This is a genomic window from Streptomyces sp. CA-179760, from assembly GCF_050937045.1.
Classification (GTDB): domain Bacteria; phylum Actinomycetota; class Actinomycetes; order Streptomycetales; family Streptomycetaceae; genus Streptomyces.
Genome location: NZ_JBNJLZ010000001.1, coordinates 3,310,760 through 3,324,737 on the forward strand (window position 1 = coordinate 3,310,760; position 13,978 = coordinate 3,324,737).

The window sequence follows — 13,978 nt, forward strand, 5'->3', positions numbered from 1 at the left end:
TACGGCAATTCGATGCGCCACCCGCACAGGGAATTGAGCTGGATCGTTTCCGTCTCCACACAACGCGTTCGCAGCTAATTCGAATTGCTGCCCAAGGCTCCTCAACAACCCTGCGGAGAGGCTTCCGAAGAGCACTGAAGCGGACATTCCACTGGAGTCGCCTGCTGGTCTTATGCACTGCTTAGTCCGGAAGTATCCTGACAAGCAGGGCACCTGTGACGGGCGCAACTCGACGCCGAAGATGTGTTGGTCATCACGTCGACAGTGACGTCAACTACCCGAAATCCGGGGTACCCACAGCGAATAGCCAGGAATGACGTCCGGCGTTTTACGAATAGCCGCAGGGAGGGCTAGGGTGCCTCAGATGTTCCACGCTGCCTCGTCCCCCGCAAGCGCAGCGAGGTCCCGGATCGTCTCCCCGAGTTCCTGGTGGGAGGGTCTGTGACGAACTCGCTGCGACCGAACGGCGACCGCAAGGCGCCACTTCCCCCGGCACAGTCGCCGGCAGGCGGAGTGCCGAGCCCGCGCTCGCCGCAGAGCCCCCAGAAGAAGCAGAACGGCAAGCAGCGCGACGCGTTCTTCGACAACGCGAAGTACCTCGCGATCGTGCTGGTGGCCATGGGCCACGCCTGGGAGCCACTCAAGGGCGACAGCCGGATACTCGAGGCGGCGTACCAGGTCGTCTACGCGTTCCACATGCCGGCGTTCATCATCATCTCCGGCTACTTCTCGCGCAGTTTCGACATGCGGCCCGACCGGCTCAAGCGCCTGATCACGGGCGTGGCCGTGCCGTACGTCATCTTCGAGACGGCCTACCCGCTCTTCAAGCGGTGGATCGACGACGACCCGGGTCAGGACATCAGCCTCCTCGACCCGTGGTACCTGACCTGGTTCCTGGTCGCGCTGTTCATCTGGCGGCTGACCACCCCCATCTGGAACATGGTGCGCTGGCCGCTGCCGCTCGCGCTCGGACTCGCGATGCTGGCGACCGTCACCCCGTCGATCGGCGACGACCTGGACCTGCAGCGAGTCCTGCAGTTCCTCCCGTTCTTCGTGCTGGGCCTGGTGATGAAGCCCGAGCACTTCCAGATGGTGCGCCGCCGTTCGGTGCGGATCGCCGCGGTGCCCATGTTCGCCGCAGCGCTCGCCTTCAGCTGGTGGGCCGTGCCGCACATGAACACCGCGTGGTTCTACCACCGTGACGCCGCGCAGGAACTGGGCGCGCCGTGGTGGGCCGGCCCGGTCATGGTGCTCGCGATGTTCGGCTGCTCGCTGGTGCTGACCGCCTGCTTCTTCGCCTGGGTGCCGCGCCGCCACATGTGGTTCACCGCGCTGGGTGCGGGCACGCTCTACGGCTACCTGCTGCACGGCTTCCTCGTGAAGGCCGGCGACTACCAGGGCTGGTTCGAGACGAGTTGGTTCCACCAGCCGGCCGGGCAGATCACCGTGACCGTCCTCGCGGCCGCCGTGGTGACGGCACTGTGCACCAAGCCGGTGCAGCGCATGTTCCGGTTCGCGATGGAGCCGAAGATGGAGTGGGCCTTCAAGCGGGACGCGGCCGAGGTCGCCCGCGGGCGCCAGGGCGCCGAGCGGCGGGAACGCGAGAAGGTGGCCGTGGGCTGACCCCACCTGTCCACGTGACGACGGCCCCGCACTCATCGGAGAGTGCGGGGCCGTCTGCTTGCCGACGTCGTCGCGGCGTCGGCGGGGCGGAGAACTAGCTGCCCTTCAGGTGTCTCATCAAGCGCTCGAAGTCCTGCCAGCCCGACAGGTCGGACGGGTTGCCCGGAAACGCGTAGTACAGCGCCGGACGGGTTTTCGGGCCGAGCTCCCGTGGGGCCTCGGCAAGCGGGGTGCGGCGGGCCCGGTCGCCCGGCATCTCGCGGACCTCCTCGGCACCCAGGACGAAGGCGTAGGGCACGCCGGGGCCTTCGAAGCGGGGCGGGACGGACAGGTCCCGGCGGGCCCGGCGGACCTGGACCAGCATGGACTGCAGATCGTGCCGGGTGGCCAGGGCCTCCGCAGCGGCGACCACGGAGTCCGTCGGGACCTGCTCGCCCGGTCCGTAGCCGAAGACCATCGTGACGTCCTCTTCGACACCGGCCTGCGTCCGGGTGATGCGAACCGTCGCGAGACCGGGACGTTCCGGGGTGCCGACGACCACCAGCCAGGTCGGCTCGGGTGCTCGCTCATGGGCCACATCGGTCAACTGCCGCAGGGACCACGGGAGGTTGGCGGGCTCCTCGGTGCCCCAGCCGGCCGGCGGCTCACCGGTGACCTCCTGCCAGACGGCTTCCACGGCACCGCCGAGAACGAGCCGGTCGTCGGCCGGGTGGACCGCGCGGAAGGAGATCGCCAGCTGGCGCTCACCTGTGTCATCGGTGCCCTGCTGAAAGGACGAGGCGATGGGTGTGCGCGGGTCCTCGGGGGTGGCCTCCGGCGAATCGACCGTCACGAACAGGCCGTTGCTCCACCGCAGGACCGCTCCGGTCAGACCGTCGTAGTAGCCGTCCTGCTCGTCCTGCACCACCCAGCGGGAGGGCCAGCCCGGCAGGCTGCCCCGGACCGCCGGGGAGAGGCGGGTGCCCGCCGGGGTGACGATCTGCAGGCCGAGGCCGGCGTTCGCGACGGCACGGAAGGCATCCGACAGCCAGGCCGTCATCGCGACCATAGGGCGGTCCTGGATGACGACGGCGACCTTGTCGGTGAGCACGTCCACGGCGGGCTGGGCGGCGGCCGGAGCCGGCGCCACCGTCATCCCGTCCGTCTTGACCACGGCCAGCGACCACGCGGTCTGCGGCGGCCAGGCCGTGCCACCGACCAGCGCGGCGATGCGGGCGGCGAACGTTCCGGCGAGCTCCTCGGCCTCCTTGACCCCGGTCGTGGCACGGGCCTCGGTCCACCAGTACGGCACCTCGGGCTCACGCGCCCCGAGCAGCCGCTCGGCCTCTCCCCTGACCTGCACGAGCAGCGGCGCCTCGACGGAGACGAGCGGCCGGCCCTGCGGGTCGCAGAGCTGTACGACTGCCCCTTCACCCTCGGTACCCACCAGCAGGTCCGGGCCGCCGGAGAGCAGGCCCGCGAGGACACTGAGCGGGTCGGGCATCTTCTTCGTGAGGGCGATGACGTCCTTCGTCACGCGTTTACCTCGTCCCCTCGTAGACGGTCTGGATGAGCCGACTCGGTTCGCCCCTGCGGACCAGCACGCCGCGGCCGGGCGGCTGGTGACTGGCGTACACGCCGGAGAAGAGCTGCCCCTCGCCGCGGTCCCCCGCCATCACCAGCGCCGCGGCGCCGGACTCGTGCAGCCCCTGCAGCAACGGCTCGTACATGCCCCGGGAGGCCCCCGCGACCCGGCGGGTGAGGACGAAGTGCAGTCCGATGTCGACGGCCGACGGGATGTACGGCACGAAGGGCGCCAGAGGCTGCTGCCCCGCGGTGGTGAGGACGTCGTAGTCGTCGACGAGGATCACGATCCGCGGGCCGGAGAAGCTGCCCGGTTCCAGGTCGGCGGGGTCGGCGGACTCGTCGGGCAGCCGCTTCTCCAGTTCGGAGGCGATACCCGCGGCGAGGCCGGCGCACAGCTTGGTGTTGTAGGCATAGCCGCCCCGGTACTCCTCCGGGATGACGCCGCGCAGGCCGCGGCGCGGGTCGAAGACGCCGAAGACCAGTTCGTGCTCGCCGTGGCGCTCGATCAGGCTCCGGGCGATCACCTTGAGCAGATTGGTCTTGCCGCACTCGCTGTCGCCCATGATCAGCAGATGCTGATCTCGGTGGAAGAGGTCGAGCAGGACAGGGGCAAGCTGTGTCTGGTCCAGGCCGATCGGGACGCGGCGCGGTTCGGCGGCCGGGCCGGGCAGTTGGCGCGCCTCCAGCACGTGCGGCAGCACACGAACGGGCTGGGCGACCTCGCCGGTCCAGGTGGCGCGGATCGTGCGGGCGGTGGTCTCCAGGACAGCGCCGAGGTCGGCGGTGTCGGCGAGGCCGTCGGTGCGGGGCAGGGCGACCTGGGCGAAGAGCTTGCGGTCGAGGAGGACGCGGCCCTTCTCCTCGGGCGAGAGGGTCTCGCCGAGCTTGCGGTCGATGCTGGACTCGCCCGGGTCGTTCAGGCGCAGTTCCACGCGGGTGCCGAACTGGGACTGGGTGGCGATCCGCACGTCGTTCCAGCGCAGCATGCCGGCGACGACGTGGATGCCGTAGCCGCTGCCCCGCTTGAGGATGTCGGCGACCGGGTCGTCGAGGTCCTCGAAGTCGTCGCGCAGCGCGCCGAAGCCGTCGATGAGCAGCACGATCTCGGTGCTGGCCAGTTCGGGCAGCCGGCCCGCCGCACGCAGGGTGCGCAGTTGCTCGAGCGAGTCGATGTTGTGGACGCGGAAGAGTTCCTCGCGCTGGTCGAGCATGGCACGCACCGAGTCGATGGTGCGGGCGGCACGCTCCCGGTCCGCGCGGCCCGCGATCCCGCCGACGTGCGGCAGCCCGGACAGGGCCTGCAGCCCGCCGCCGACCAGGTCGAGGCCGTAGACGCCCACCTCCTGCGGGGTGTGGGTCAGGGCCAGGGAGAGCGCGAGCGTACGCAGCAGGGTGGTCTTGCCGGACTGGGGACCGCCGATGAACGCGGCGTGGCCGCCGGCGAGCGTGAGGTCCAGGTGCCACTGGCCCTGCCACTGCCTGGTCGGGTCGTCGAGGACGCCCAGCGGCACCTGGAGCGGACCGCGGCGCTGGGCGAACTGCATGCCGCGCGGACCCACCTCGACGGCACCGGCGACCTTGTCGAGCGGGACCGCGGCGGGCAGCGGGGGAAGCCAGATCTGGCGGACCGGGCTCGACCCGGAGCGCTCCAGCTGGTCGATCATCACGCCCATCTCGGTGGGGCCGGTCTCCCGGCGCCGCATCTGCGGCTCCTCGGGCGACGCGGTGTCCGCCTGGCCGAGCGTGTTGTAGGCCTCGTACTCCAGGACGAGCGGCCCGGTGTCCTCGGTCTCGCGGCGGACGGGGCCCCGGTAGGCGCCGGAGACATAGCCGGCCTTGAACCGCTCGTAGTGGCTGGTGTCGACCTTGAGATAGCCGAAGCCGGGCAGCGGGGGCAGGTGGAAGGCGTCCGTGGTGTCCAGGACGGTACGGGACTCGTCCGGGGAGAAGGTGCGCAGGCCCAGCCGGTACGACAGATAGGTCTCCAGTCCCTTCAGCTTGCCGGCCTCGATGCGCTGGCTGGACAGCAGCAGGTGGACGCCGATGGACCGGCCGATACGGCCGATGGAGAGGAAGAGGTCGATGAAGTCCGGCTTGGCGGTGAGGAGTTCGCCGAACTCGTCGATCACGACGAACAGGTGCGGCAGCGGCTCGAGGTCGGGACGCCGCTCGGCGCGCAGCGCGGCGTAGTGGCCGATGTCGGCGACGTTGCCCGCGTTCTTCAGCACCTGCTGACGGCGCTTGACCTCGCCCGCGAGGGACGCGTGGACGCGTTCGACCAACCCGGCCTGGTTCTCCAGGTTGGTGATGACGCCGGAGACGTGCGGCAGGTTCGCGAACGGGGCGAAGGTGGCGCCGCCCTTGTAGTCGACGAGGACCATGGCCAAATCCTCGGGCGGGTGGGTGGCGACCAGGGCGAGGACCAGGGTGCGCAGCAGCTCGGACTTTCCGGAACCCGTGGCGCCGACGCACAGGCCGTGCGGTCCCATGCCCAGTTCGGAGGATTCCTTCAGGTCGAGGAGCACCGGTTCCTTGGCGTCGCTCACGCCGATCGGCACCCGCAGGAAGGCCCGTTCACCGCGCGGCGCCCACAGGCGGCTGAGGTCGAGTCCGGCGACGTCGTCGATGCCGAGCAGTTCAGCGAAGTCGACCGGGCCGGTGAGCGGTGCGTCGACCATGGACTCCGCGGACAGTCGCAACGGGGCGAGCATCCGGGCGAGTCCCTCGGCGAAGGGGACTCCGATCTCGTCGACCGTGCCGTGCGCGCTGATCGGCTCCTTCTGGCGCAGGTCCTCGATGACGACGCGCTCGCCGTCGACCGTGATGCGGACACCGACGCTGCCGGGCTCCTGCACGCGCTGGTCGAGCAGGTGCAGCACGGTGACGCTCATGTCGCGCAGTCCGACCGCGTCGTCGGGGCGCGGCAGGTCCACGGCGTCGTCGCCGTGCGCGTCGGCCACGACGAGCAGCCGGGAGCTCATGGCCAGGGCGTCCTTGTCGGACAGGCCACGACGGACCTCGGCCGCGTAGGAGGCGCGGCGGCGTAGTTCGCCGCCGATCTGCCGGGCCAGCTGCGGCAGGGACGGCGCGAACCGGCGAGCGGCGACAGGGCCGTCGAACTGCTCGCCGTCGAGCAGGTGCGGCAGCCACTTGGCCCATTCCCAGTCGGCCATCCGGTCGCCGGGCACGGCCAGCGCCATGGCCACGTCGTCGGGCGCGTGGGTCGCGGCGGCCTGTGCGATGAGCGCGCGGGCGACCCGGAGGGTGTCCTCGCGGGTGCCGATGACGGTGATGTTGCCGACGCGGTCGAGCGGGACGGTGAGGGGGAGTTCGGTCCCGTTCCCGAAGCGGGCGACGAGGGCGGATGCCTCGTTCAGCATGAACTCGTCGGGCGGGGTGAGCACGGAGGATCCCGGCGGCGCCACCCTCAGATCGCGCACCGGCATCTCGCCGGTGCCGACGCGTACCCGCAGGAAGTCCGGATCCGTACGGCGCCGCTCCCACAAACGGGCCGGGTCGCGCACGATGTCGTAGAGCGCGTCCGGCGGGGGGCTGAGCAGCTGGGTGGTCTCCCGCCGCTCCCGCTCCTCCTTCGACAGCTCCTCTCGCAGGTCCTCCAGGTAGGAGAGGTAGGCCTCACGTTGGGTCCGGCGCGTGCGCTGGGCCTTTCCGCGCTGGGAGAAGACCATGACGAGGGAGCCGAGAAGGGTGACGACCAGGATGATCGCGCCCAGCCCCGCGAACTGGCTGTTGCGCACGACCGTCATCATCACGACGGAGGACATCACACCCGCGACGGGCAGCAGCGCGGTCGCTATCGAGCCCGTTTTGCCGTCCGGCAGGTTGGGCGGTGCCTCGATGGTGCGCGCCTCAGGGGCTGCCGGAGGCCGTGTGGTGCGGGCCGGCCGGTGGATCAGTCGGGTGCTCATCGTTGTTGCCTAGTCCTCTGAGTCCTCGGGTCCCCTTCGTGCGCGGGAGACTTCAGCGGCGCCTGTGGGAGAGCTGGAAGGCCTCCGCTGCCAGCCGGGCGGCGGCCTCCCGGGTGTCCCGCGCGAGCAGCTCGGTGCGGATGGTGCCGCCGGCGGCCAGATGCCGGTCGTAGGGCAGGACCCGCACGCTCGCCCCGGTCGCCTTCAGCTGCCCGGCGGCCTTCTCCAGGTCGATTCCGGCGTGCGGCACCGTTTCGGTGAGCACCACGACGGTGGAGGTGGTGATGTCCCTGGGCAGGCCGCGCATCCACTCCAGGACCGCGTGCGTGCTCGCGACTCCCTCGAGCGTCGCGGGCACCGTCAGGATGCGGGCCTGAGCGGCGGACAGGGCTGTGCGGGCGACCTCGGCGGGCAGCGTCTCGCAGTCGGCCACGGTGACGCCGAAGTAGCGGCGCATCGCCACCATGATCCGCTCGTATCCCCTGGTGTCGAGCATGGCCCCGACCTGCCCGTGGCTGCCGGGCAACAGCCAGGCGTTCTCGGGGAGCTGCACCAGGTATCCGGTGATGTCGAGGAGCGTCATCTGCGGCTCGACGACATCGGCGAGATCGCCGGTGGTCCAGCGCAGGTTCTCCGCGCCGAGCCTGAGGGGCAGCGAGCCGAGTGCCGGATCCGCCTCGACGGCGAGGACCGGGTCCTGGCGGTAGTGAGCGTAGGTGGCCGTGAGCAGCGCGGCGACCGTCGTCTTGCCCGAGCCGCCGCGGATGGAGGTCACCGCGATCTGCCGGCCGGTGGTGACGGGCTGCTGCAGTGTCTCGGCGGTGGCGGTGGTCTCGGCGACCTCCCGGGACGCCGAGGACGCGACGGTGCGGCGTACGGCACGCAGGGCGCGGGCGGCGAACGGCTCCCCGCGCCGGGGCCCCTTGTCCACACCGAGGAGCTTCTGGTCGACGACCGGCCGGCTGTCGGGGGCGGAGCGTGAGGTGCGGGCCCGCGGGGCGGGGGCCGGCTCCGTGTACTGCTGCGGCTGGTGGTGGTTCTGCTGGGCGGACTGTGGCTGCGTCTGGCCGGCGGGGGCCTGCTGCTGGGCGGCGTAGGCCTGCTGCTGGGCGGCGTACTGCTCGGCTTGGGCCTGCTGCTCGGGGTAGGTCTGCTGCTGCGCCTGGGCCTGCTGCTGCGCGTGGGCGTGGTGGGCGTACGTGTGGTCGGGGTACGACGCGTGGTCGGGGTATGGCTGCTGGCCCTGCTGCGTGTAGCCCTGCTGTTGCGCGGCGAACTGCTGCTGAGCGGCGAACTGCTGTTGCGCGGCGAACTGCTCGGCGTGCACCGGCTGTTGCGCGTGCTGCTCGCCCGAGGAGGTGGGCTGCTGGTATTGCTGCGGGTAGCCGTAGGCCGGTGCCGGCCCCTGCCCCTGGGGGTACGGGCCGGCGGCGCCCTCCTGCGCGTGCTCGGCGGCTTGCGCCTGCTGGGACGCCTGCGGTGACTGCCCGCCCTGGTGCGCGGCACGCTGCTGAGGCGTGCCGCCCCTCAGGTCGCGCAGCACGTCGTTCTGCCAGTTTTCCCCGCTCGGCATGTCGCCCTTCTCTCCTGCCACACCCCGCCTTGCCGTTCCGCGGGAGCGACAGCAGGGGGGCGTCTGGTCTTCGCAGCCTCAGAACTTGTTGAGCAGCTGCCCGTAGATGCCGAACGCCCCGATGGCGAGCGGGAAGAGCCCTATCACGCCGAGGGACTCGATCAGGTCGGCGAACCTGCGCAGCCGGACCCGTACGTGATCGGGCGGTTCAATGCCGAGAACCAGCAGCGGCAGCAGTGCCGCGGCACCCAGCAGCACCAGCGCTCCGGCGCCCCCGGCGTGGTCCAGCCACAGCATCGCGAGGCGTACGACGAGGAAGGCCGCTGCCGCGAACAGCGCCACGACCTCGGCGACCAGAGGGAAGGCCCGGGCCCGGGACAGCAGCACGACGGCGACGAACGAGGCGAGGCCGACCGTCCAGACCGTCGGCTCCTTCGCGGTGGTCAGCATCCAGCCGCCGAGGGCGGCCGACGCCGCGGTGACGATGGTGGCGAGGGCGAGTCCGCGGTGGGTGGCGGCGAGGGCGTTGGCGACCTGGTGGCGGCTCACGGACGTCCCCGTGGAGCGCTTGTCGTCCAGCGAGGTGAGTCCGGAGGCCATCAGCGCGAAGCGGGGCAGCAGCCCGAGCAGGATGATGGAGAAGACGGCCATCACGGCGCCGATCCGGTCGGACCGGTCCTGGAGGAGGGCGACGGCCTCCCACACCAGGGCGACGACCACGATCGCCCCGGCTCCGATCAGCCCGCCTCTGCCCAGCGGTGAGCAGAAGGACAGCAGCACGAGGGTGATCACCAGCGCGGCGGCGACCCCGGCCAGCCGGGCCGTTCCACCCCAGTCATAGGCGTCGGCGGCGGTCCAGGCAGTGAGCAGGCCGAGCCCGCCGGAGGCCAGCAGCAGTGCGGTGGCCAGGCCCTGGTTGCCGTCGCCGATCCTGGCGATGGCCGCACCGGCGACGAGGAACAGCAGGGTGACGACCACGAGTCCCGTGGTGAGGGACTCCAGGGAGAACTCCTGCCGGGCGAGGACGGCCGCGGCCACGGCGAACACCACGGTGGCCACGCCGGCGCTGAGGCGGCGGGCGGCCGGGCGCCAGCGCCAGGTCCGCAGGTCGAGATCGTCCGCGACCTGGTCGGTGACGTCGTGCACGACCGGCGCCGGCGGCGCGGCATGGGCCCGCACGAGGCGGAGCACGGCGCCGTCGGGCACCTCGGCCGACGACAGCGTCGCGTCATGCGGAAGGGCCGAGCCGTCGGAGGTGATCAGCTGCCGGGTGGTCGGCCGGGTGGCGGCCCGGTCGTCCAGCAGCTGCAGTATGTCGGGGAGCAGTTGACCGATCGGTGTATCCGACGGCAGTACCAGGTCGGCCCGTCGTCGCTCGCCGATCAGGGTGACCCGGCTCAGCTGGGTCCGGGACATCGTTGCTGCGCTCACCACGCGCCGGAACCTATCACCGCGTTGTTTCGGCCACGGCCGGGCTCCGATCCGGTCACGCCGACCACACACACGCTGTTCACCGCTTCTCCGCACCCTTGTCGTCGGCACCGCTCGCGGAGGCGCTGGGCGCCGGGCTGTACAGCTGTCCCTGCTGCTGTTGCTGCTTCTTCTCCTCCGCCTTCTGCTTCGCCAGCGTGGTCTGGAGGAAGGACCATCCGATACATCCGGCGCACAGCACGGCGGCGATCGCGATGCCCGCGAACATCTTGGTGAACCGCTCGTCCGCCGTCCGCCGTGCGCGCTGCGCGCCGAACAGCAGTGCGTCGCGCATCCGGCGCCGGCGCACCGCCACCGACTCCAGCAGCTGGCTGTCGTAGTCCCGTGCCATTCAGTGTCCTGTGCTTCGTTGGTGCGTGGTCAGTCGTCGGGGGCCAGACCGAGGTGCTTCCGCATGGCGGCGTACTTCTGCGTGAGACGCCGGGCGGTGTGCTCGTCGAGTGCGGCGAGGCGGTGGGGGTCGGAGTTGTGCGCGAGGTCGGCCGCCTTGACCAGCCGGGCGCCCGGGGTGGCCAGGAGCCGGCGGGCATACGCCTCCGGCTCCTCGTCCGGCCGCTTGGTCATGGCTCGTACGACGACCTTGGTCTGCTGCGTGAGGGCGGCCGCGTCGAGCCACTCCTCGCTGAGGGCGCCGTCCTCCAGCGCGTCGTGCAGCCAGGCGGCGGCCACCAGCTCGTCGCCTCCGCCCCGGGCGCGAACGCCTCCGGCGACGGCCGACAGATGCTCGGCGTACGGCCGTCCTGCCTTGTCGGTCTGCCCGGCGTGCGCGGCGCGAGCGGCGGCCTCGACCTGGGCGAGACTCATCTCCTGCGGCATGCGGTCCCCCTAGCTTCGCTTCCGCAACATAGGACACGAACGCACCGCCCGCACAACCGGCGTGCGGCCGTCACCGGGGCTTCTTCACATACCTCCGGACAGCCCTGCCACGATCATGAAGAGCACCCACAGCACGGGGACGAGCGCGACGTACGCACGGGGCCGTCGCCGCACGGGCACGCCGGGGTCGTAGCGGGGGCCGAGCGTGCCCGGCCCCGGCGCGGGGAGCCGCTTCACCTCGCGCACGGCCAGGGCGTTGCGGACCAGCGTCAACGGCGCGAAGACGAAGAGGGAGAAGGGGCTCCACCAGCCCCAGGCGAGGGTGTGGGTGGTCAGCGCGCGGTACACGGCCAGCCCGCAGGTCATGCACATCGGGCCGTCCGTCTTCCGGAATCCCATGAGGACGAGGAGGCCGCGGTGAGCGCGGAAGGTGACGTCTGCGGCGGGGGAACCTCCGCAGAACCTGCACATGGAGAGGGTGGGGGTTTGCGGGTGGGGGGTCTCCGGGTGCGGGGTGAGTGTGTTCTGCGGCCGGGCGGGAGGGGTGTGGCCGAGGTCGGCGACAGCGTGCGGGTCGGCGTACCAGTCGCGGAGCGACGTGGCCACGGCGTCCAGGAGGCCGGTCTTCAGGGCGTCGGCGATCATGCCGTCGCAGACCCTCTCCCCGCGCACGATCGCGGTCGCGGCCCGCACGGCGTCGGCCGGGGGCAGCCGCCCGTCCGACGGCACCTGGGGCATCGGGTTGCCCATCCACCGGTGCTCGGGAGTCACGGCGCCGACGTCTTCCAGGGCGCGGACAGCTCGGCACAGCGGCTCGCTGTAGAGGGGGACCGCCACGTGGTTGGCACCGCTCGGCGACTTCCATCCCCCGTCCCACCGCACGTCCCGGTCCTCGCCCGTGAGTGAGTCGAAGGCATCGGCGAGTTCCAGCCAGGCCTGCGCGTTGCCACGGTCGAGCTGGGCGAGCAGGCGCCGGTCGTCGGCCAGGGTGACGATGCGGGCGAGTTCCTGGACCGCCGCGGCGTCGGGAGCCTCGGTGACGGGCCCGACGCCGGGTTCGCGGCTGAGCAGGTTGAGGACCCCGAGGGGAGTGAGGCCGCGTTCAAGGGCCGCGCGGATCCGGTCGTACCACTGCGTGCCGGCCGCAATGGCGCTGAGGCCGCCGGCCTTCCGTACGACCCAGTCGACGTCGTCGGCGCCGACCGTCACCCAGGCGTATCCGATCACTTCGCCGTCGGGGGCGGTGACGGTGATGTAGTGCACGGGGGTGGTCACGCGGTCTTGTGGGTCCGCCTCGGGTGCCGGTCGGCCCTCGGTTCGCGGGTCGCCCGTGGCGAGGGCCTCGACGGCGGCGGCGTCGGGGGCGTCGGCGATGGAGTCCGGCAGGGGGTGGCTCCTGCCGCCCGGCTCGGGGTCGTCGTACAGCTCGGCCAGTGTCTGGGTCGGGGGCAGGCCCCGTGCCTTCCCCTCGCGCAGCCGCGTGATCCAGGGCATACCTGTGTTCGCCGCCCGGGGGCCGCCCGCCTTCCGTGGTTCATAACCCGCGGCATCGTCCTCGTCACCGGCCCACAGGTATCCGAGGACAGAGCCGTCCTCCTTGTCGACCACGGTGAAGTACCGCACCGGCTTGTCGGTCCAGTTCATGTAATCGACCGGGCCGCCGGGCTTCTCCCTGAACATCATGTCGTCGTCGAACCGTGAGAGGACCGGCTGGTGTTCGCTGCCGGAGGTCACCTCCCTGAGTGCGGCGAGCGACGGTGCCTCGGTGAGCGAACCGGGCACGACGTGGCTCAGCTCGCAGTCGTTCGCGCCGCGTGCCAGTTCGGCGAGGAAGGCGGTGGGGGCGACTCGGCGGGCCTTGCCGTCACGCAGAGCCCGCACCCATCGTCCACCGGCATTGACGGCGTCGGGCGAAAGCCCCGGCGGCACCACCCAGCCTGCCGCATCGTCCTCGTCATTGGCCCACAGGTAACCGATGACGGTGCCGGTACGGTCTGCGACACTCAGGTACGCGACCGGTCCATCGGTGCGGATGCTGTACCTCGCCGGACCTGCCACCAGTTTGAACTGGAAGTCTTCCTCGAAGCGAGAGTTGTCCGGCTGACCGCTGATCACGCTGCGCTCTTCCCGTCGCGAGTCGGTACTGCTGCGAATTCGTTGTTGATGATTCAGTCCTTCTCAGCGAGGGACTTCACCACTGTGGCGTTCGGGGCGTCCGCCACGGATTCGGGCAGGGCCCGGCCCAGGTGGCCTTCCGACCTGGCCGGCAACTCCGCGAATGCCTGGGACGGCAAGAAGACCCGCCCCTTGGCCCCCTGAAGCCTCGCGTGCTCCAGATCCCGCCCTTCCGCGAAGGCCCGGGGCCGACGGCCTGCCGCAGTTCTCAGGCAGCGGCATCGTCCTGGTCCCCGGCCCATACGTAGCCGAGGACTGTTCCCTCGGCAAAACTCGGAGGGACAGGCCGGTACTCAGCCAACGGATGCTCGTTCCTTCAGTGCGGCAAGCGTCGGTGCCTCGGTGAGGGAGCCCGGAACGACGTGGCTCACCTCGCTGTCGTTCGCGCCTTGCGCCAGCTCCGCGAGCAGGTCCGTCGGGGCGAGCTCCCGGGCCTTGCCGTCACGCAGAGCCCGCCCCCACCTGGCACCGGCGTTGACGGCGTCGGGCGAAAGCCCCGGCGGCACCACAAAGCCAGCCGCACCGTCCTTGTCGTTCGCCCACACGTACCCGATGACGGTGCCAGCGCGATCGGCAACACGGAGATACGTGACCGGGCCATCGGTATGACGGCTGTACTTCGCCGGGCCCGCCACCTGCTTGAATTGCCAGTCTTCCTCGAAACGCGAGGGCGATGGTTGTTCGCTGCTCATGAAGTCCATGTTTCTCTGTGTCCGCCTGATTCGCGATAACGGCCCTGCCCCACGCTCGCCGAGGGCAGTCTGCTACGGCCGCCTCGGCAAGACCTCTCCGTAGAGTTGCCACT

10 protein-coding genes are annotated in these 13,978 nt (G+C 71.0%); 1 reads left to right on the plus strand and 9 read right to left on the minus strand.

Going from position 1 to position 13,978, the window contains the following annotated elements; translation table 11 throughout:
* The first annotated feature begins 513 nt into the window (after positions 1–513).
* Positions 514–1,623, plus strand: coding sequence for an acyltransferase family protein (locus tag ACQEV8_RS14830; protein WP_432960288.1), 1,110 nt, complete (start codon positions 514–516; stop codon positions 1,621–1,623).
* A gap of 94 nt (positions 1,624–1,717) precedes the next feature.
* Here ACQEV8_RS14830 and ACQEV8_RS14835 read toward each other — a convergent pair whose 3' ends face one another.
* The 9 genes from ACQEV8_RS14835 to ACQEV8_RS14875 all read right to left on the minus strand — a co-directional run bounded on the left by ACQEV8_RS14835 (position 1,718) and on the right by ACQEV8_RS14875 (position 13,874).
* Positions 1,718–3,139: a DUF6177 family protein gene (locus ACQEV8_RS14835; RefSeq protein ID WP_432960290.1), complete on the minus strand. Its 1,422-nt coding sequence runs from the start codon at positions 3,137–3,139 to the stop codon at positions 1,718–1,720.
* A gap of 4 nt (positions 3,140–3,143) precedes the next feature.
* Complete coding sequence (gene eccCa, locus ACQEV8_RS14840) at positions 3,144–7,118, minus strand: type VII secretion protein EccCa (protein ID WP_432960292.1); 3,975 nt, start codon at positions 7,116–7,118, stop codon at positions 3,144–3,146.
* Positions 7,119–7,170: 52 nt separating this feature from the next.
* Positions 7,171–8,691 (minus strand): AAA family ATPase, encoded by a 1,521-nt coding sequence (locus tag ACQEV8_RS14845; RefSeq protein WP_432960294.1) that lies wholly within the window; start codon positions 8,689–8,691, stop codon positions 7,171–7,173.
* Between the two features lie 78 nt (positions 8,692–8,769).
* Entirely contained in the window at positions 8,770–10,107 is a 1,338-nt protein-coding gene (gene eccD, locus ACQEV8_RS14850; protein WP_432972700.1) for a type VII secretion integral membrane protein EccD, read from the minus strand.
* A 94-nt stretch (positions 10,108–10,201) separates the two neighbouring features.
* Positions 10,202–10,513 carry a hypothetical protein gene (locus ACQEV8_RS14855; RefSeq protein ID WP_432960296.1) on the minus strand — a complete coding sequence of 104 codons (312 nt, stop codon included), beginning with the start codon at positions 10,511–10,513 and terminating at the stop codon, positions 10,202–10,204.
* 29 nt (positions 10,514–10,542) lie between these two features.
* Positions 10,543–10,998, minus strand: coding sequence for an HD domain-containing protein (locus ACQEV8_RS14860; RefSeq protein WP_432960298.1), 456 nt, complete (start codon positions 10,996–10,998; stop codon positions 10,543–10,545).
* 84 nt (positions 10,999–11,082) lie between these two features.
* A complete protein-coding gene (locus ACQEV8_RS14865) occupies positions 11,083–13,113 on the minus strand; it encodes a DUF6508 domain-containing protein (protein WP_432960300.1) in 2,031 nt (676 codons plus the stop codon).
* A 53-nt stretch (positions 13,114–13,166) separates the two neighbouring features.
* Positions 13,167–13,292 (minus strand): hypothetical protein, encoded by a 126-nt coding sequence (locus tag ACQEV8_RS14870; RefSeq protein WP_432960302.1) that lies wholly within the window; start codon positions 13,290–13,292, stop codon positions 13,167–13,169.
* A 174-nt stretch (positions 13,293–13,466) separates the two neighbouring features.
* Complete coding sequence (locus tag ACQEV8_RS14875; protein WP_432960304.1) at positions 13,467–13,874, minus strand: hypothetical protein; 408 nt, start codon at positions 13,872–13,874, stop codon at positions 13,467–13,469.
* Positions 13,875–13,978 lie beyond the last annotated feature (104 nt).